Raw genomic sequence first — 18,828 nt, forward strand, 5'->3', positions numbered from 1 at the left:
GAAATTATCCCTTCTCCGTACTAGTTACTACTCGTTAAGTATAATGTTTGTATTGCCAAAGGATTGAGAATCGAATGTGACAATTATTTTTCCTTTACTAATAGGTTCGTAAGGTAATTCTTCTTCGTAATTACCATTATTTTCATTGTGGATAGAAAGTGTAATTTCATCGATTTTTTTATTTGTATACTGATCTTTAATCGTTTCAGCAATTTGAAGTAACGCTTCGGAACTAGAAGCTTTCGTAATAAGCATTCCCGTTATAACTTTCTTTTCATTTTTTGTTGCATTGGAATAAGGGATGTTGCTTTGTTTCGTATACAAAATTTTGTATGGAACTGTTTTTCTCTCTGCTTTTGAAATAGTGGAATATTTTAGAGTTAAAAAAAATCCTACACATAAAATAATGCATATCATAAGAGCAATCCAAATGCGTATCGGTGACATAAATCTCATTTTTCATCCCTCTTTCATATCTTTGACTTCATTATTTATCATACAAAATGGGGATTAAGATAGAGTAAATTTGAGGTAAAGAAACGTAAAGAAGGAGCACTTATCCTCCCAAACAAGTGCTCCTTTTTATTAAAAGAGAGATTTAATAGACAATCAAAATCACATCTATTACTTATAAATGTGCTTAGTCCTCCCAAAATATTTTCGGAAATTGTGGTTAGTAAATTCGGATGACAGATAGTGTCGCAGTTGTATCGCCCGCAGGTCCTTGAGCGCCTTGAGGCCCTTGAGCACCAGTAGTCCCCGTAGTTCCTCCCCCTAGGCAACCAGATCCATATTGAACTAGAATAGCTTGACCAAGAGCTTGAAGAAGTCTAACAAATTCTGTAAGTTCTGACTTAGGGATGTTAATATGGCTACATGCTCTTACTTCGCAACAATCATTACCATAAAATACTTTTCCTTTGTTTTTATTGTTCATCTTTTCATTCTTTTCTTTCATAGAATCATTAGTCATTACTATATATTAAAATGAAATTTATACTAAATTCGTGATGGACAAACTACCATTTCTAAAAAAATAAGAAATTGGCCCACCTACGAAAGAAATAAGTAAGATATAGAGAAAGGTTTATATAATGTAAAGAAGAAAAGTGCAACATAAAAAACTACATGCTAATTGTTGGGAGTGTTTAACAATTGGCATGTAGTTCGTGGATTAGTCCTCTATTTACATTGATTTAATTTTTCAAGGGTTGTTTTAGGTAAGATTGGAATTGAAATAGTGAAAGTTGTACCATCTTCATTACTAGTCATTTTTAATGTGCCGTTATGATTTTGGATGATTTTTTTTGTTACTGACAAGCCTAGTCCTGTTCCCGAATCCTTCGTTGAGAAGAATGGGTCAAAGATATATTCTTGAATAGCTGGAGGAATACCAATTCCATTATCTGTGAAAGTAATCCGAATGAAGTTATTAAGGCGATAACTAGTAATTTGAATAGAAAGAGGTTTGTCGCCTTGAGCATCGACGGCATTTTGAAATAGATTTAAAAACACTTGAACAAGTTCATGTCGATCAATATTGACTAAAATATCATCTAATTCATTAGAGAAGTTATAATCAATTGAAATATTATGCAAGGAAACTTCACTAGCTAGTAACTGTTGAATATAGTCACGTAAAAATGTATTGATGGGAAACGGTTCTCTTGTAAATTCCCGTGTTTTTGAAATGGCTAAAAATTTTGTAATAATATTATTTGCACGATCTAATTCAGGGATAAGCAAGTTTTTAAATAACTCTTTATTTGATGGAGAAACGCTTTCTTGTAAAAATTGTAAGTATCCTCGTACTGTTGTAAGAGGATTTCGTACTTCGTGTGCAATTCCAGCTGCGATTCGCCCTGCTAACGAAAACTTCTCTGCATCACGTTCTGTATTTAAATAATGAAAGACACTAATAACTCTAAAAATCTCCCCGTTATAATCGCGAATAATTCGGTTATTTATAATGCCATAGTTTTTGTCTAAAACTTCTTCATTATATATTTCTGTTCCCGTTTTTAATGTTTCAATCGCTTTAATTTTTTCTTCCGGCAAGTTTAGTAATTGTTGAATCGGTTTTCCGATAATATCATTTCGTATTATACCGAAATCATCTGCAGCAACTTGATTACATAAAGTAATATTCCCTTTACTATCGATAATGGTTACATGATGTGAAAAGGCATCAAAAATATGTACAAAGTGTTTTTCAAGTTGTTCAAATAAAAATAATGAATCACAAGTAAGTTGAAAATGAGCCTCTTTATTCTCTTTTGGTATTTCTTGAATGGAATGAGTCGTTCTAGTTTTCTTTATTCGTAAACCAATATGTGGATTTTTGTATGTGAAATGATGTGGTAATTGATTCACAAGTTCTTCATAAAAACGTACTTTATTTTCTAGTTCTTCAATTCGTTTTTCATGAGATACAGTAGCATCGTTTGGAAGCATAAATAAATAACCCCTCATTTTAAAAATTCTTCCATATAGTATATCATATTTTTATAAGGATACCCTTAAAGAAAAGGCTACATGATGCAAAGTGAATAGATGATGAAGTTAAAAAGGGAGGGGTATATGTGCTGTTTATTGGAGTGACAGGATGGGGAGATCATGATTCTTTATACATAAATCCCTATGAAAATAGAAATAAATTACGAACATACAGCGAGTATTTTCCTATTGTGGAAGTGGATAGTTCATTTTACGCAATGCAACCTGCACGAAATTATATAAAATGGGCAATGGAAACGCCGAAAGATTTTTCTTTTGTCGTAAAAGCGTATCAAGGAATGACAGGACATATGAAAGGTGAAATTCCTTTTTCTACGTTCGATGAGATGTTTGATGTGTATAAACAGTCTCTTCTTCCTTTAATAGAAGCTGATAAATTAAAAACAATTTTATTTCAATATCCACCATGGTTTGATTGCAAAAAGAAAAATGTAGATTTTCTTCGATATACGAAAGAAAAAATGGAAGGTTTACCATGTGCAATAGAATTTCGAAATCAAACATGGTTTTATCCAGAAATGAGAGATAAGACGTTACAGTTTCTAGAACAGGAGAAATGGATTCATACAATTTGTGATGAACCCCAGGCTGGGATAGGTTCTGTGCCACTTGTGTTAGAGGTTACGAATTTAGACATGGCATTAATACGTTTTCACGGTCGAAATGTTCATGGTTGGCTTGATAAAGGGGAAAATTGGAGAGCGGTTCGCTGTTTATATCGCTACAACAATAAAGAACTGGAAGAATGGGTTGAACGACTAGAGCAATTAAAAAAGAAAACAAAGGATATATACGTACTGTTTAACAACAATTCAGGTGGGGATGCAGCAGATAATGCGAAACAGCTTATGAAAATGATGAACATTACATATGGTGAGCCGAAGCCGGAGCAATTAAATTTTTTTGAATGATAATAAACAAGAAAGGCACTGTACAAACAGGGGGAATGTACAGTGCCTTTCTATATGAAAAAGAGGGGTAACAATGTTACTGAGCGTTTGGTTGATTCATTAATTGTTGGCTTCATAATAAATGATAATGGTTATCATTATCATTGTCAATGGTTTTTCTAAAAATATATAAAAAACTTTGTATATTTTAAATAGAGATAAAAAAAGAACAGCGATTAATGCTGTTCTTTTCCATTGACGAATTGTTGTAAATCAAAAGGAGTTATCGCTTGGATAAATTCTTTTGAGATAAGTGTTTGAACGAGAGTGCTCTCAGAGATAGAAGCACCTGTTTTCTTTTCATAAGCTTGTTTTAATAAATCAAGTTTTTCAGCCGTTTCTTTTGGTAATTCAATTGTAAGTGTGTTCATAATTTCTCCCCCTTATTATTAGAGTACCACTACAGTATAGGAGAGACAAGAAAAGAGAATACGAAATATAAAAAAGGTTACCAAATTTTAAAATGGTAACCTTTTTTATGTATAAGAGTTATTAAGCAATACCGATATACTTTAAAGTTTTTGATGGAGTACTGTGATCAAAGAAGTGTTGTAAAAACGCAATATCAACACCTGATTTGTATGCACAATAACCCCAAGTTTTTCGAAGTGTATGTGAGCTAATCCCTTCTAATCCAACTTCTTTTGCGGCTTTGTTTAAAATGTACCATGCATGTTGTCTCGTAATAGATTTTGTTCCTTTTTGAGATTTTAACAATGGTTCATTACGTTTCCAAGTTTTACGTTCTTTCATGTAGTCTTCGATTGCGTGCTGTAAGTCTTCATTTACAGCAAACCATTTATGTTTCTTCACTTTTTCATTGTAAAATAAAATGGAATGGCGAACATTTTCATTTTCATCGATTACATCACTAACTTTTAATTGTAAGATTTCACTTACTTTTAAGCCAGAATTTACAGCTAATACGAATAATAAGCCATCACGTTTCGAAGATTGTAAAAGTATATTTTTGATAGTTTCTAATTGTTTTTCATTTTGAATAGGTTGTCCTGCTTGTTTCATTTCACGCACTCTCCTCTTTTATATGTGTAAAGGAAAGGATTAACTTGTTTCTTACTATAAAGGGAGAGTGTGAATTTCATGTGAACTCCTAGTGAAATTAAGACAAATTATTTGACTTCTTTTACTTTTTGTAAATTGAAATAGAATACAACACTGTTAGTCGTATTATACACACCATACTCGGCATGATGGAGGTCTAAAATGTTTTTTACAATAGATAATCCGAGACCGGTACCTCCGGTGTGACGGCTACGTGATGCATCTAGACGATAGAAGCGATCCCAAATTTTTTCAAGACTTTCTTCAGGGATAGGGTTTCCTGTATTCTCGATTTCGACTTTTACGGTATCTTCTGCTTCTATAATGGAGACTTGTATTTTTTCTCCCTCTGGCGTATAACGGATTGCATTACTTAGTAAGTTCACAACTACTTGTTCAATGCGACTGCGATTTGCTTTAACAAGTATAGAAGGGTCTGCATCGATGTTCACTTGTAAATGTTTTTCTTCCATGCTAAATAATAATTTTGTGTAGACTTGTTGCGTTAATTCACCGATTGAGAACGTCGTCATATCTAGTTTGTAAGTACCAGATTCCAACTTTGCTAATTCTAACATTTCAACAATCAGCCTGTTCATATTTTCTGTTTCTTCTAAAATAACATCAGTATAATACGAAGTATCCTTACTAACACCATCTTTAATTCCTTCTGCAAAACTTCTAATTACACTTAGCGGTGTTTTTAATTCGTGTGATACGCCAGAAATGAATTCTTTTCTTGTTTTTTCTAATTGACGTTCACGTTCAATATCTTGTTGTAACTTTGTATTAGCAACATTTAATCGATCGATTCGATCTTTTAAATTTACAGATAATGTATTGATACTGCCAGAAAGCCCGCCAATTTCATCGTCAGCTGTAACAGGTAATTTCTCGCTGAAATCAAAATTAGCCATTTTTTTTGTAACACGATTTATTTTAATTAATGGCTTAACAATGATTTTTGAGTAGTAGAAGGATAACAAAATAATTACGAGAAACACGATGATTAAGGCATAGACATAATAATCTTTTAAAACGAGCATCGCTTCATTAACAGGCTGCAAAGATGCTATCGCAAAAGCGTATTCTGTAATCCTTCCATTTTCTATAATCGGTTTTACAAAGATACTATTTTTTATATTTTCTCCGCCATCTAATATGAAAGTACTTAATTGGTTCGAGTTAGAAGTTCCCTCTCTAATCATATCTGCAAAATATTGAACGGCTTGTAATGTTTCAATATCATTTGCAAGACGAACCTCAGCTTTGGATGGGAGCTGTAACTTAGTTATAACACCTGTAAAGACGATTCGAGTTGTAGATTTGTATCGGCTTGCAAGTCTGTTCTTAGAAGGGTTACCATTAATTGACTGAAAATCCGAATAGAAATGTTCGTTCTGCCATTGATTATAATTCGTTCCTAATTTTTGTGGTGTGATTATATTATTCTCTTGTACGACTCCATCAACATTGATTATTACATCTTTTTTTAAACCTAAATTTTCGAATTTATTATATTCTTCTGGTGTTAAAAGATTATTGAGTGGAATGGAATACTGTTTATTATTGTTGGGATTAAATACATCGATATAGTAATTGTTATCACTTTTAATAATACCGTTAGAGTCCAAAAACTGCATATCGGCATTTGTTTTATCATGAAATTCTTGTTTTAGTTTTCTAACCTGCTCATAACTTTTATCACTTTTATCATAATTATCTACGAATTTTTCAAAAGCAGTTTGGACTGTTTTTACTTTCTTATTAATATAAAATTTCTCTAAAAATAGAGATTGTCCTAGGAAAAAAAGTAGGAATATGATTGTAAATAAAGTGGATGTTAATAAAAATAGTTTAAAGACGATACTTCTGTTTTTCACTACGTCACCTCTTATGAGAAATACTGTAAATGATTTCTTTATCCCGCTTTAACGGGCAATAAGACTCCCACTTCAAAATTCGGCGAATACAAGGGAGTTAAGTGGGAAATCAATTGCCCGTAAAATCCGATTGGTTCAACTAATAATCAGTGGGGGATGGAAAAAACCTCCACTGATTAAAGTTTCACTTTATTATAACAAACGTTACAAGAAAGTAGAGGGGAGAAATCTGTCTCTTTATAAAGTAGTTATTTATAAAAAGTCACATAAAAAGAACTCGCCAGACGTATGACAAGTTCTTTAGTGTATTATTGTTGAATTGCTGCATCTAAAGCGATTTCAATCATTTCGTTAAATGTAGTTTGACGCTCTTCAGATGTTGTTTCTTCGCCAGTGAAGATGTGATCGCTAACTGTTAATACAGATAATGCATTTACACCGTATTTCGCTGCTAATGTGTAAAGAGCAGTTGTTTCCATTTCTACTGCTAATACACCGTAATCTCCAAGTTTTTTAACCATGTCCATGCTTTCACGATAAAACACATCTGCTGTTAAAACGTTACCGACACGAACGTGTAATCCTTTTTCAGTTCCAGCATCATAAGCTTTCTTTAAAAGGTCAAAGTTTGCAGCTGGTGCAAAATCAAATCCTGGGAATGTTAAACGGTTCATATTAGAATCAGTACAAGCCGTCATTGCGATAATAACATCACGAACTTTTACATCTTTTTGAATTGCACCGCAAGTTCCAACGCGAATTAAATTTTTAACTCCGTAGCTTTGGATTAATTCGTTTACATAAATAGAAATAGAAGGAACACCCATACCTGTACCTTGAACAGATACACGTTTTCCTTTATAAGTTCCAGTGAAACCTAACATACCACGCACATTATTATAGCAAGTAACGTCCTCTAGAAATGTTTCAGCGATATATTTTGCACGTAATGGATCACCAGGTAATAGAATAGATTCAGCGATTTCGCCTTGTTTTGCTTCGATATGTACACTCATAAAAAAGTCCTCCTTATAGTGTATTGATAGAAATCAATATCATTTGCATTATACACTACGAATCCTTTCAATTAAAATCTTTTTATTATTTGTAATATGTGCAAAATAGGAGGATTTCATAAATCATAATCTAGAATATATATCTTAAGAAGTTTTGTATGAATAGAGACAATAAAAATGGTAGGTGATGTTTTGAAAAATCTTGTCATCGGGCTTATTGCGTTAGTACTTATTGTGGCAGGAGGATTTTACATAAAAAAATATCAAGAAAACGAAGAGACTGTAGGAGATGTTCAGGAAGTAAAGTGGGATGTTTCAAATGGAAAGGGAAATGAGAAAGTAGATATTGTATTTCAGTTGTTAAACAACAAGAATAATGAAATTCGTGGTGTAAATGATCAAATGCGGGCAGTGATTGTAGATGGACAGTTAAAAAACATACAACAAATTAAACCCACATTTGCAGGGAACGGGTCATATAAGTTATCTTCCAAAATAGCGAAAGACGAAGAATATACAATATTTTTATACGAAGATAAAAATAAGTCCGTAGAGTCATTCGCTAGGAAGAATTTTGGTAGAACGAAAGAGGAGAACAATAAGAAAAAAGTGAAATTTCCAATTGACAGTGTACTTACAAAAAAAATAGGAGAGTATGAAGTTTCTCTTTTATTTGGCGCATTACATCCGAATGAACCAGTTACGTTAACATTTCAGTTTCAAGCGAAAAAGGGTGAAAAATTGAAATTGCATTCAGAGAGAGGAGAAGTAGAGTCACTCTATATAGTGGATGAAACGAAGGAGAATTTTTTATACGCTATGCCTGTAGATACGGATGAACAATTACAATACCGAATTACATTTCCTGCCGAGGGCACGTATAAAATGTGGGGGAATTTCTATATAAATGGTAAGAAGTATGAAAAAGAATTTATTGTACAAGTTCAAAAAAGAAAAAACAGCTAAGAATTTAGCTGTTTTTTCTTTTTCCTATTAATTTTGTTACAGAGAGCATTGTAATTGGTAAAGAATGATTCTTTCTAAATGCTAAATATTTACCGCTCCATGCTGGTTTATATTTTTCTTTAAAATGTCGTAATCCGCTGAAACTATACGTATAACGAACGTTATTAAAGATTGCAGCAGCCACTCGTTCAGACCAGAAAGACTGTGTGGATAAACCAACATTTGAAAGTGGTGCCATACCGATATTAAAGGAGTGGTATTCATTTTCTTTTGCCCACTGGAATAAGTGGATGAAAATTGCGTCCATAATGCCGCTAGGCGCATCTGGATAATATCGCATTAAATCGACAGATAATGATCCGTTTTGATATACAGGCATGAATGTTGTGAATGCAATAATTTTTCCATCCGAATCAGATAATGTTGCGATAGGAGCGCGACTAATATATTCACGATCGAAGTATCCGAGTGAAAAACCTTTCTCTTTTTTTCCACCAAGCCATGCATCTGAAACTTTTCTTAACTCTTCATATAATTCGTCGGAGAAAGGTGGCTCATGAATAGAGAATGTATAGCCTTCTCTTTCAAAACGGTTGAAAGTAGCTCGCATGCCAGCGCGTTTCTTTCCTGTTATTGTAAAGGTATTTAAATCAACAACAGCTTCTTCACCAAGCTTAAAGAAGTTATAACCAAAATCGTGGTATAAACTCATCCATTTACTTTCAATTTGATAGAATACACAAATGTATCCAAATCGATCAGCCTCAGCTAAAAACTCTTGCAATACAGTACGATAGGAGGAAGGGTCCCCAATTGGATCACCTAGTACAATAAGTCGTTTTCCAGTTATTGAGAAGAGAATGAGTGCTTTTCCATCACTACTGAAAAAGAACTGTTTATCTCCTAAAAAACCTAAATGACTAAGTACATTTCCACCATGTTCATCTAAGAAGTTTTGTAATCGTTTATCATTAGCTGGTTGCCCGGGAAATTCATTTCGATAACGATTTGCAATGAGTGAACCAATTAGTAAAAAAGTAGGAACAAAAAAGGCAGCTGCTAATGCACTTCGTTTCACTTGTGTAATATTACGAACGACAAAATCAGGTTTGAAAGCTTCTTTTGCACCTGCAAATAAAATACCTAAGTTTTTATATAAATATAACGTTACAAGTAGGAATATAAAAACTTTTACGATATCGGAAAGTGAGACTTCCATTTTCTCACGTACAAACCTTTTACGAAGCATATACAATACAGCGAGTACGATTAATAAAATAAAAGTTTCTTCAACATCAATTCCTTTTAGTGTGTTAAAAATAGCCGCTCCAATTAAAGAAACAATCGTCATATAATAAGAACGTTTTGTTCCGTAATATATCCCCCGCGAAAGAATGAGGAGGAGAATACCGAATGTTAGCGATAAGCTAAAAGAAAATTGAATAAGATGTTTTGGAGCTAGAATATGTAAGGCGTGTGCCCGATTTATACTTGTCGGTAGAATGGTTGATAAAATAACCATTAAGCCAGCAAATACTGTTAAAGCAGCAGATGCCCAAGAACCTAACTTTCCTAGAAAGTCACGCTGCAAAGTCCATATAACACCAGTTGTCTCTAATGCAGGCGCAATAAAAGGTTTATCTTCAAACTTTTTAATGGCTACTCCTGTCATTTCAAAAGCTGCAAAAATGAGACCAAGGCAGAAGGGCAAGATGTAATAGACGAGACGATATAATAACATAGCAGGGAGTAAAACACCTGTATCGATGCCGTATTGCCCAAGCCCAGTTAAGAAGACAAGATCAAATGATCCAAGGCCACCAGGAACAAGACTAACGACACCAGCTAAAGCAGCAATAACATATACGCCTAAAAACTTTTGGAATTCGATTTCAATGCCAAATAATAGTAATATGACGTACATAACAATACCAGCGGATACCCACTCGACTAATGAAACTAATGAGTATAAAACAGTTGGGTTTTTCTCCTCTTCTTCTTGTTCCTCTGTTTGCGTCGCTTTTCTATTTTTTAATTTAGAAAATCCGATATATATAGGGACGAAAAGAGCGAAGAAGATAAGAACAGGCCATAGCCATGGTTTTTCATGCAAAATAAATCTCGTGTCTAATATTCCGATGAGACCAAGAAATGAAAGAATGGCTAATCCATTAATAAAGGCAGTTGTCATCCAAGCGATACTTTTAATAAGTTTTCCATTTTCTTTTATATATGGACGATAAAGCATTGTGCGTACGCCGGCTCCAACAAGACCACCAAACCCGATAAATCCATTTAAAGTATTAGCAATCCACGAGATACGGAAAATCTTTTGGACAGGGATATCAGCTTTTAAGTAACGAAGCATAACATAGTCATAAAAGAACATTGTTGATACAGCGAATGCACCAAGTGTAATTGCTAAAAAGACTCCTCCAGTTGGAATGTTTTTAATTGTATCAATCGCTTCTAAAAAAGAAATGCCCGCTAATTCTTTTTTTGCTTGAAAGAATACAATTGTTAATACAACAAATGGGAAGACAATTTTCCCGATTTGTAAGAAACGTTTCCATGAAAACGACATAAATACAACTCTCCTTGTATAAGAAAACTGAGACAATAATATTATTATGACAAACTTCAAGAAAAATAAAAAGGTAAATTCCTGTATAGGCGAGCTATTTTTTATATAGGTATATTTAAAAGAATATTTTGTTTATCAGAAAATTAAGTTAGAATAAGATGAAAGAGGGGGAGGGGAGTATATGATTATAAAAGGTTACGTAGGATATGAGTTAGAAAAAGCGAAACCTAATACATCAGAAGATTTTTTTAACAGATCTGAAGTGACATATATATTAAATGGTAAAGAGAAAACTTTTTCGGTTGTATACGTTCGATATTTTGAAGAAGTTTTACAAGAAATTACTCCTTTTGAAGGAAATCCAGTGTATAAAGTAGAAGAACAAAACATATATTTGCGTGATATTGTAGCGATATGTTGTTTAGTGAAAGATAAGGAGCTTCGTGCGCAAAAACGTTTGTATTTAAATAATATGGAAGAATTTCAACAATATTTTGATGAGGGAACGGTGTCGAAAGTACAAGAAATATTGGCTGAATTACATAAAAATAAAAGAGTAGAAATAGCGTGAAATGGCAAAGGAGAGAGAAAAATGTCTAATTTGATGGTTGAAAATCAAACAGAACAAGTTTCTATATTTTTAGAAGATGCTATTAATTTGATAACTAATTATGTAAATTATCATACGTTACCTTCTTTATTAGAGGAAACACCAGCAGGGAATGAGCAATATTATAAAGGGGTATTAGCATCAATGAGACGACTTCTCGTTTTTTGCGAAGAAGGACAGGATGCATGTTTTGTTTTGTTGAATAGCCAGCCATTTCGAAAAACAGCAGCTGAAAAAATTTTATATAAGATTTACCATCAAGTAATTGCAGAGTTTTTTTCACCGAAGAGTGATCATTGGTATGAAAATAGTCGGTCTGCATATACAGGGAAAAATTCTATCGTTTTTCAACAAACACCACCTGCATCTTTGGAGCAGGTGATGAAGAGTTTAGAAGGTAAATTTCAATTGATGCGTGAAGAACTAGAATATTATGAGACGGATTATCAGACAAAGATGTTACACAAATATTGATTGAGGAAAAGAAGCTAAGGTGACTTAGCTTCTTTTCCTTTTGTACAGTTATATAAGGGATTTTCATTGAATATAGTTAAGTGGATAGCATTAGGGAGGTGCAACATGAATCAGCAAGGTGTATTTACAGATTACTTTCATGAAGTAGAAAATTGGTGTGAAAGTGTTCTTCACGTATTAGATAGCCGCGCAATGGAAGTGTATGATGTCCATATGCTTGCTTATAAAATTCAGACGTTATTAGAGCGTATGAAAGAGCATGAGTATGAAACAGATGCAGAGTTTATGTATGAAATAAGCGATGATGTAGAACATATTCAGCATCACTTGCAGGAAGTATTTATGCAAGAAGAAGAGGAATATGAATTATATGAAAGAGGGGATAGTGAACGAGCTGTCCCAATTGGAGGACATACACTCCCGCCATTACCTTATCCGTATAATGCATTAGAACCGTATATTTCTAAAGAAATTATGATGTTACATCATGATAAACATCATCGGAGTTACGTGGAAGGGTTAAATAAAGCAGAGAAGATGATGGAAGAAGCGAGAAAAACAAATAAATTTGATTTAATTAAGCATTGGGAAAGGGAAGCGGCTTTTCATGGGTCAGGTCATTACTTACACACGATATTTTGGAATAACATGAAAAAAGACGGTGGTGGAAGTCCAAGAGGAGCTTTTTCACAACAAATTGAACAAGATTTTGGGAGCTTTTTACGTTTCCAAAAACATTTTACAGAAGCGGCCTCTAAAGTAGAAGGTTCAGGCTGGGCAATTCTCGTTTGGGTACCCCGGTCTGGAAGGTTAGAAATTTTGCAAAGTACACTTCATCAATTATTTACACAATGGGATACGATACCGCTCCTTGTACTAGATGTCTGGGAACATGCGTATTATTTACAATACCAAAATCGAAAAGATGAATATATTAAAAACTGGTGGAATGTTGTAAATTGGCCTGATGTAGAAAAAAGGTTTGAAAATGCGAAACAAATTGAATGGACACCATATTAGACGCAAATTCTCTGCGTCTTTTTTAATGGAAGTAGAAGGAAGATTTCGTTCATATTTTAAAAGGCCAAGCATACACTTGTACAAAAAGTGCCAAAAGGACGTGGGGGGAAATATGAGACGAATTTGTGTAATCATTACGCTTCTTATGATGTATGCAAGCGTTATGCCGATTCCTACATATGCAAAGATGAACAGCAATGTCAGTGCTCGAAATGCTGTATTAATGGAGCAACAGTCTGGTCGTGTATTATACGGAAAAGCAGAACATGAGCCTCAAAAAATTGCTAGTATAACAAAAATTATGACCGCCTTATTAGCTGCTGAATCAGGGAAGATGAAAGAAATGGTATCAGTTAGTAATGAAGCGGTGAGGGTGGAAGGATCGGCAATCTATTTAAAGCCTGGACAAAAAGTGAAGTTAGAAGATTTAGTATACGGACTCATGCTTAGATCTGGTAATGACGCAGCGCAAGTAATTGCTGAAAGTGTGGGTGGGAGTATAGATGGATTCGTATATTTAATGAATCAAAAAGCGAAAGAAATTGGAATGAAAGATACGCACTTCTCAAACCCTCATGGCTTAGATGGAGATGGATCACATTATTCGTCGGCTTACGATATGGCATTATTAACGAAATATGCAATGGGAAACGAGACATTTAAGAAAATCTTTGGAACCAAAACATATAAATCAGATTCTTGGGATTACCCGTGGAAAAATAAACATAAGCTGGTAACGTCTTATTATGAATTTGCAACAGGAGGAAAAACAGGCTTTACGAAGAAAGCTGGGCGAACGCTTGTGACAACGGCATCAAAAGATGGACTAGATTTAATTGTCGTAACTTTGAGTGCCTCTAGTGATTGGGATGATCATATGAATTTGTTTGATAAAGGTTTTGAACGTTTCAAACAAACGAAAGTTTTAGGACAAGGAGCAATTGCTGAAATAAATGAAAAGAAGTATGCCAACCATGTTTATACGAAAAATAGTTTTTCGGTACCGTTAACTGAAGAAGAAAAAAAGAACGTAGTATTAAAAGTTGAACTCCATAAAAGTACAAAACTTACGGATGGAGTAAAGGTTGGGAAGACAGACATTTATGTTGGTAATGAAAAAGTTGGAGAACGGAATTTATTTTATAGTAAACGGAAGTTAGTAGCTACAACGGGACTTTACTGGAATAATGTGAAAGAAATTTTTTCTTACATGATAGGTGTTGGGAACGATGGTTAATCTCGTATGGGTAGCGATGGCTGTCATTGGGATTGTATACGCCATGATAAATGGCACGATGGAAGAAGTGAATAAAGCTGTATTTGACGGAGCAAAAGATGCGGTAACGATTTGTATAGGACTTATTAGTGTTTTAGTATTTTGGCTCGGTTTAATGAAAATTGCAGAGGAAGCCGGATTGTTAAAAAAATTAGTTACACTTTTTATGCCGATAGTAAAAAGGTTGTTTCCAGAAATACCAAAGGATCATCCGTCCATGGGATTTATTCTATCAAATATGATGGCAAACTTTTTTGGTCTAGGTAATGCAGCAACCCCTCTTGGTATTAAAGCGATGGAACAACTGAAAGAGTTAAATGGAGGAAAGGATTCGGCGAGCCGTTCTATGGTGACGTTTCTAGCATTAAATACATCAGCCATTACATTAATTCCTACGACAGTCATTTCCATTCGAATGACGTATGAATCAGCGAATCCTACTGAAATTGTTGGGGTAACATTTATTGCACAAGTACTTTCTATGATTGGAGCAATTTGGATTGACCGCTATTTTTACCGAAGAAGGAGTAGAAAGGGGCGGAAAAAATGAGTATTGTAAATACAATTTCTTTATGGGTAATTCCTTGTGTAATTGGTTTTATCCTTTTATATGGCACAATAAAGAAAGTACCGACGTATGAATCGTTCGTTGAGGGAGGAAAAGAAGGGATTCAAATTGCAATTTCCATCTTACCGTTTATGGTTGGAATGCTTGTGTCTATTTCTATATTCCGGTCTTCAGGTGCGTTAGATGCAATGATATCGGTAATGAAGCCAATGTTAGATTTGATCCATGTTCCAGCAGAAATTGTTCCACTAGCACTTATACGCCCTATTTCAGGCTCTGCTGGTTTAAGTATTACGACCGATTTAATTGCCACATATGGGCCAGATTCGTTTATTGGGAGATTGGCTTCTACGATGCAGGGAAGCACAGATACGACTTTCTATATTTTAACTGTATATTTTGGCGCGGTCGGGATTAGAAAAATGGGTGATGCACTAAAAGTAGGACTTTTTGCAGATTTAATAGGGATTATATGCTCAATTGTGTTCGTTTCTTTATTGTTTCAGTAATACTATTCATTTTTTACGCTATTTCGCTTATAATACGTATACGACCACTATTAAGGTGTAGCTTAATAGTGGTTTTTTTATGTGGTATTTTTGACAAAATGATGAACTTTTATTGTGAGAAATATGAAAAATATGGACAATAATAAAGGGTAAAAACATGATTTGACCTTTATATGTTTATTATCATCGCTATGTTGTTTAAGTAAGATGAAGCGAATAGCCGTAAAGCGTATGCGGTTGCCAAGTCTTTCTAATGTAAGGTAAGATAAATTCGAGGTGAAAAAAAGAAATGGAACGATTACAAAAAGTGATTGCGCAAGCAGGTATTGCATCGAGAAGAAAGGCTGAGGAATTAATTCAGCAAGGAAAAGTGAAAGTTAATGGAAAAATAGTGAAGGAGTTAGGGACAAAAGTAACTCCTCAAGATAAAGTAGAAGTAAATAACATCCCTCTTGAAAAAGAAGAACCTGTTTATTTTTTACTATATAAACCAACTGGCGTAATTTCAAGTGTATCAGACGATAAAGGAAGAAGTGTTGTAACGGACTTTTTCCCGGAAATTACACAACGTTTATTCCCAATCGGACGCTTAGATTATGATACGTCTGGCGTATTATTAATGACAAACGATGGGGACTTCGCAAACGTATTAATGCATCCTAGATATAAAGTTGAAAAAACATATGTTGCAAAAATAAAAGGTCCATTAACAGGTGAGAAAATTCGCATGTTAGAACGCGGTGTTACGTTAGAAGACGGTAAAACAGCGCCAGCGCGTGTGAAAATTATTTCTTGGGACAAGCGTAAAGAGATGGCTATTGTACAGTTAACAATTCATGAAGGACGTAATCGTCAAGTACGTCGTATGTTTGAAGCGTTAGACTGTAAAGTAGTGAAATTAAAACGTGAACGTTATGCTTTCTTAGAAGTAGGAAGCCTGCGACCTGGTGATGCGAGAGAATTGACACCACATGAGGTGAAACAATTACGCGCGCTTGCTTCTACAAAGCCAAGATAAGCTATAGAGTTAAAAATTCACCAGTGGAGTGCTCTGCTGGTGATTTATTCAATACAACATTTACAGAAGATAATACATAACATTTATCGAGGAGAGGAGAGGTAATATGAAGAAACATCGCTTATTATTTCGCGTTATTATTCTACTCATTTTATGTGGTGCTGTAGGATTTACCCTTTATCAAGGATTCTTTGCTAATAAAGAGAAAATGCAAATCGGAAAAGAAGCACCTAACTTTGTTGTGACGGATTTAGAAGGGAAGAAAATTGAACTAAAAGATTTAAAGGGAAAAGGTGTATTTTTAAACTTTTGGGGCACGTGGTGTAAACCTTGTGAAAAAGAAATGCCTTATATGAATGAATTATATCCAAAGTATAAAGAAAAAGGTGTTGAAATCATAGCGTTAGATGCAGATGAAACGGATATTGCAGTAAAGAACTTTGTGAACCAGTATGGTTTGAAATTCCCAGTTGCCATTGATAAAGGACAAAAGATTATAGGAACATATGGAGTAGGTCCATTACCGACAAGCTTTTTGATTGATAAAGATGGAAAAGTAGTGGAGCAAATTATAGGTGAACAAACGAAAGAACAGTTAGAAGGGTATTTAAAGAAAATTACTCCGTAATAAAGAAAGCCTTTACATAAGGGGTGCGTGTCTATAGTGCTTCTGGTTTAAAAATTCTGAGTATTGTGGTAACTTGAGGTTAGAATATACAATAGTACATATAGATACAGGGGCGGTGAGAGTGTTGAAAGAAATTAAATGTGAATGTGGACATGTTAATCCGATAGGAACCGTTTTTTGTGAAGCTTGCGGGAAACCATTTGAAAGCAATGAAAATGCAAAACTATTGGATATGCGCTATGAGGGGAGTGCACGGAGATCTCTCACGCAGACAAAAACGATAGTCGATAAAATTTGGAGCTTTTTCTCTTCTGTAAAAGTGGGTGTATGGCTAATCGTAATAACTTTAGCTGCATCAGCGATAGGAACTATTTTTCCGCAAGAAATGTACATAACTCCAGGGATTGCACCAGCTGAATATTATAAACAAGAATACGGATTTTTAGGACAATTATACTATCAATTAGGATTTAATAATTTATACGGTTCATGGTGGTATATGATTTTGATTGCTTCTATCGGTATTTCACTTGTGATATGTAGTTTAGACCGCGTTATTCCACTTTATAAAGCTTTAAAAAAGCAAGGTGTAAAAAGACATCCTAGCTTTTTAAAGAGACAGAGATTATATGGGACTGGTACACCGCAAGATGGTGACCTGGAAAGAGTGCAAAAGAATTTAAAGAAAAGAAACTATAACGTGAAAGTGGAAGACGGAAACGTTTTAGCAGAAAAGGGACGCTTCTCGCGTTGGGGTCCATATGTAAATCATATCGGCCTTATTATCTTTTTATTCGGTGCGATGCTTCGTTTTTTACCGAGTATGTACGTAGACGAAGCACTTTGGTTACGTGATGGTGAAACGAAAGAAATACCAGGGACGGATGGACAGTACTACTTAAAAAACGAGAAATTTATAAAAGAAGTTTATGATAAAAGTAAGGACAAAGAAGTTTTTGAGGAAGCGATTGATCGTGTAGGCGATAAAATGATTGCGAAAAACTTCCAAACGAATGCCGTATTATATAAAGCAGTAGGAGAAAATATAGCAGGACAAAAACCGAAATTAGAAAAAGTAAAAGAAGCGGAAATTCGAGTGAATGAACCACTGAAATTTGATCAATTTGCAGTGTATCAAGTGGATTATAAAGAAAGTGAATTTAAAAGTATGTCCTTTAACTTGCAAAATAAAGAAAATAATCAAAAGTGGGGACCGATTAAAGTAGATTTAACGAATCCTAAGGAAAAATATGATTTAGGAAATGGTTATTCTCTAGAACTATTAAGCTATTTTCCTGATTTTTATTTTGATGAGAATGGAAAACCAAATACAAAAACGAAATTACCAAACAATCCTGCATTTGTATTTAAAATGTTTACACCTGAAACACCAGATGGTGAAGTGAGTTTTGTTGGTATTCAGCAAAATATAGAACCAGATGGAAACAACAAATATAAAATGTCGTTTGCAGGTGTTGAAATGCAAAATGCAACAGCACTTACTGTAAGAAAAGATTTAACGCTTTGGATTCTCGGTATTGGAGGATTTATATTTATGGTTGGTGTCATTCAAGGTATGTATTGGAATCATCGCCGTATTTGGATACAACGTGTTAATGATGAATGGTGGATTGCAGGGCATACAAATAAAAATTGGTTCGGTTTAAAGAAAGATATTGAAAGAGTAATAGAAGGTACAGCAATTCCACAGCCAAATGATAAAGTAATCGATAAAAAAATTAGTTAA

At 34.2% G+C, this 18,828-nt stretch carries 19 protein-coding genes; 11 read left to right on the forward strand and 8 right to left on the reverse strand.

The genetic code is table 11. From position 1 onward, the window contains the following. Positions 1-27 precede the first annotated feature (27 nt). The 3 genes from ACTFRY_RS11665 to ACTFRY_RS11675 form a co-directional block, all read right to left on the reverse strand. Positions 28-456 (reverse strand): hypothetical protein, encoded by a 429-nt coding sequence (locus ACTFRY_RS11665; protein ID WP_098616293.1) that lies wholly within the window; start codon positions 454-456, stop codon positions 28-30. A 217-nt stretch (positions 457-673) separates the two neighbouring features. Further along, entirely contained in the window at positions 674-958 is a 285-nt protein-coding gene (locus ACTFRY_RS11670) for a hypothetical protein (RefSeq protein ID WP_016117477.1), read from the reverse strand. Between the two features lie 224 nt (positions 959-1,182). Further along, the gene (locus ACTFRY_RS11675) at positions 1,183-2,454 is read right to left on the reverse strand and encodes an ATP-binding protein (protein ID WP_098616292.1); all 1,272 of its coding nucleotides are present in this window, start codon (positions 2,452-2,454) and stop codon (positions 1,183-1,185) included. 128 nt (positions 2,455-2,582) lie between these two features. On the opposite strand from ACTFRY_RS11675, the gene ACTFRY_RS11680 reads away from it, so the two are divergent. After that, on the forward strand, positions 2,583-3,428 hold the full coding sequence (locus ACTFRY_RS11680; RefSeq protein WP_098616291.1) for a DUF72 domain-containing protein: 846 nt from the start codon (positions 2,583-2,585) through the stop codon (positions 3,426-3,428). A 215-nt stretch (positions 3,429-3,643) separates the two neighbouring features. On the opposite strand, the gene ACTFRY_RS11685 is transcribed toward ACTFRY_RS11680, so the two are convergent. From ACTFRY_RS11685 to deoD, 4 genes are all read right to left on the reverse strand, one after another. Further along, positions 3,644-3,838 (reverse strand): DUF3924 domain-containing protein, encoded by a 195-nt coding sequence (locus ACTFRY_RS11685; protein WP_001094860.1) that lies wholly within the window; start codon positions 3,836-3,838, stop codon positions 3,644-3,646. Positions 3,839-3,959: 121 nt separating this feature from the next. Beyond that, positions 3,960-4,490: a tyrosine-type recombinase/integrase gene (locus ACTFRY_RS11690; protein ID WP_000806236.1), complete on the reverse strand. Its 531-nt coding sequence runs from the start codon at positions 4,488-4,490 to the stop codon at positions 3,960-3,962. Positions 4,491-4,597: 107 nt separating this feature from the next. Beyond that, on the reverse strand, positions 4,598-6,412 hold the full coding sequence (locus ACTFRY_RS11695) for a sensor histidine kinase (protein ID WP_000797516.1): 1,815 nt from the start codon (positions 6,410-6,412) through the stop codon (positions 4,598-4,600). A 308-nt stretch (positions 6,413-6,720) separates the two neighbouring features. Beyond that, positions 6,721-7,428 (reverse strand): purine-nucleoside phosphorylase, encoded by a 708-nt coding sequence (gene deoD, locus ACTFRY_RS11700; protein WP_000110707.1) that lies wholly within the window; start codon positions 7,426-7,428, stop codon positions 6,721-6,723. Positions 7,429-7,605: 177 nt separating this feature from the next. On the opposite strand from deoD, the gene ACTFRY_RS11705 reads away from it, so the two are divergent. Continuing rightward, the gene (locus ACTFRY_RS11705) at positions 7,606-8,394 is read left to right on the forward strand and encodes a hypothetical protein (RefSeq protein WP_000232610.1); all 789 of its coding nucleotides are present in this window, start codon (positions 7,606-7,608) and stop codon (positions 8,392-8,394) included. A 4-nt stretch (positions 8,395-8,398) separates the two neighbouring features. Here the strand turns inward: ACTFRY_RS11705 and mprF are convergent, their stop codons facing one another. Further along, the gene (gene mprF / locus ACTFRY_RS11710; RefSeq protein ID WP_000010893.1) at positions 8,399-10,978 is read right to left on the reverse strand and encodes a bifunctional lysylphosphatidylglycerol flippase/synthetase MprF; all 2,580 of its coding nucleotides are present in this window, start codon (positions 10,976-10,978) and stop codon (positions 8,399-8,401) included. 181 nt (positions 10,979-11,159) lie between these two features. On the opposite strand from mprF, the gene ACTFRY_RS11715 reads away from it, so the two are divergent. The 9 genes from ACTFRY_RS11715 to resB all read left to right on the forward strand — a co-directional run bounded on the left by ACTFRY_RS11715 (position 11,160) and on the right by resB (position 18,828). Next, complete coding sequence (locus ACTFRY_RS11715) at positions 11,160-11,549, forward strand: hypothetical protein (protein ID WP_000584365.1); 390 nt, start codon at positions 11,160-11,162, stop codon at positions 11,547-11,549. 21 nt (positions 11,550-11,570) lie between these two features. Beyond that, positions 11,571-12,062 carry a YpuI family protein gene (locus ACTFRY_RS11720; RefSeq protein WP_000067556.1) on the forward strand — a complete coding sequence of 164 codons (492 nt, stop codon included), beginning with the start codon at positions 11,571-11,573 and terminating at the stop codon, positions 12,060-12,062. Positions 12,063-12,167: 105 nt separating this feature from the next. Further along, positions 12,168-13,082 (forward strand): superoxide dismutase, encoded by a 915-nt coding sequence (locus ACTFRY_RS11725; protein WP_440032346.1) that lies wholly within the window; start codon positions 12,168-12,170, stop codon positions 13,080-13,082. A gap of 112 nt (positions 13,083-13,194) precedes the next feature. Further along, positions 13,195-14,319: a D-alanyl-D-alanine carboxypeptidase family protein gene (locus ACTFRY_RS11730; protein ID WP_001252637.1), complete on the forward strand. Its 1,125-nt coding sequence runs from the start codon at positions 13,195-13,197 to the stop codon at positions 14,317-14,319. Next, complete coding sequence (gene spmA, locus ACTFRY_RS11735) at positions 14,312-14,908, forward strand: spore maturation protein SpmA (protein WP_000247811.1); 597 nt, start codon at positions 14,312-14,314, stop codon at positions 14,906-14,908. Before ACTFRY_RS11730 ends, spmA begins: the two co-directional genes overlap by 8 nt. Then, positions 14,905-15,435 (forward strand): spore maturation protein SpmB, encoded by a 531-nt coding sequence (spmB, locus tag ACTFRY_RS11740; protein ID WP_000029514.1) that lies wholly within the window; start codon positions 14,905-14,907, stop codon positions 15,433-15,435. Before spmA ends, spmB begins: the two co-directional genes overlap by 4 nt. A gap of 289 nt (positions 15,436-15,724) precedes the next feature. Then, the gene (rluB, locus tag ACTFRY_RS11745) at positions 15,725-16,453 is read left to right on the forward strand and encodes a 23S rRNA pseudouridine(2605) synthase RluB (RefSeq protein WP_000440556.1); all 729 of its coding nucleotides are present in this window, start codon (positions 15,725-15,727) and stop codon (positions 16,451-16,453) included. A gap of 106 nt (positions 16,454-16,559) precedes the next feature. Next, a complete protein-coding gene (gene resA / locus ACTFRY_RS11750) occupies positions 16,560-17,081 on the forward strand; it encodes a thiol-disulfide oxidoreductase ResA (RefSeq protein WP_000716609.1) in 522 nt (173 codons plus the stop codon). Positions 17,082-17,202: 121 nt separating this feature from the next. After that, positions 17,203-18,828: a cytochrome c biogenesis protein ResB gene (gene resB, locus ACTFRY_RS11755; RefSeq protein ID WP_000910521.1), complete on the forward strand. Its 1,626-nt coding sequence runs from the start codon at positions 17,203-17,205 to the stop codon at positions 18,826-18,828.

It is taken from the genome of Bacillus cereus group sp. MYBK195-1 (assembly GCF_051916605.1).
Lineage (GTDB): Bacteria > Bacillota > Bacilli > Bacillales > Bacillaceae_G > Bacillus_A > Bacillus_A cereus.

Coding starts and splice junctions, on each gene's coding strand:
- ACTFRY_RS11705 (WP_000232610.1), top strand. CDS start 7,606: ATGGTAGGTGATGTTTTGAAAAATCTTGTCATCGGGCTTATTGCGTTA.
- ACTFRY_RS11715 (WP_000584365.1), top strand. CDS start 11,160: ATGATTATAAAAGGTTACGTAGGATATGAGTTAGAAAAAGCGAAACCT.
- spmB (WP_000029514.1), top strand. CDS start 14,905: ATGAGTATTGTAAATACAATTTCTTTATGGGTAATTCCTTGTGTAATT.
- ACTFRY_RS11730 (WP_001252637.1), top strand. CDS start 13,195: ATGAGACGAATTTGTGTAATCATTACGCTTCTTATGATGTATGCAAGC.
- resA (WP_000716609.1), top strand. CDS start 16,560: ATGAAGAAACATCGCTTATTATTTCGCGTTATTATTCTACTCATTTTA.
- deoD (WP_000110707.1), bottom strand. CDS start 7,428: ATGAGTGTACATATCGAAGCAAAACAAGGCGAAATCGCTGAATCTATT.
- ACTFRY_RS11690 (WP_000806236.1), bottom strand. CDS start 4,490: ATGAAACAAGCAGGACAACCTATTCAAAATGAAAAACAATTAGAAACT.
- ACTFRY_RS11665 (WP_098616293.1), bottom strand. CDS start 456: ATGAGATTTATGTCACCGATACGCATTTGGATTGCTCTTATGATATGC.
- ACTFRY_RS11685 (WP_001094860.1), bottom strand. CDS start 3,838: ATGAACACACTTACAATTGAATTACCAAAAGAAACGGCTGAAAAACTT.
- ACTFRY_RS11675 (WP_098616292.1), bottom strand. CDS start 2,454: ATGCTTCCAAACGATGCTACTGTATCTCATGAAAAACGAATTGAAGAA.
- ACTFRY_RS11720 (WP_000067556.1), top strand. CDS start 11,571: ATGTCTAATTTGATGGTTGAAAATCAAACAGAACAAGTTTCTATATTT.
- rluB (WP_000440556.1), top strand. CDS start 15,725: ATGGAACGATTACAAAAAGTGATTGCGCAAGCAGGTATTGCATCGAGA.
- ACTFRY_RS11725 (WP_440032346.1), top strand. CDS start 12,168: ATGAATCAGCAAGGTGTATTTACAGATTACTTTCATGAAGTAGAAAAT.
- mprF (WP_000010893.1), bottom strand. CDS start 10,978: ATGTCGTTTTCATGGAAACGTTTCTTACAAATCGGGAAAATTGTCTTC.
- ACTFRY_RS11670 (WP_016117477.1), bottom strand. CDS start 958: ATGAAAGAAAAGAATGAAAAGATGAACAATAAAAACAAAGGAAAAGTA.
- spmA (WP_000247811.1), top strand. CDS start 14,312: ATGGTTAATCTCGTATGGGTAGCGATGGCTGTCATTGGGATTGTATAC.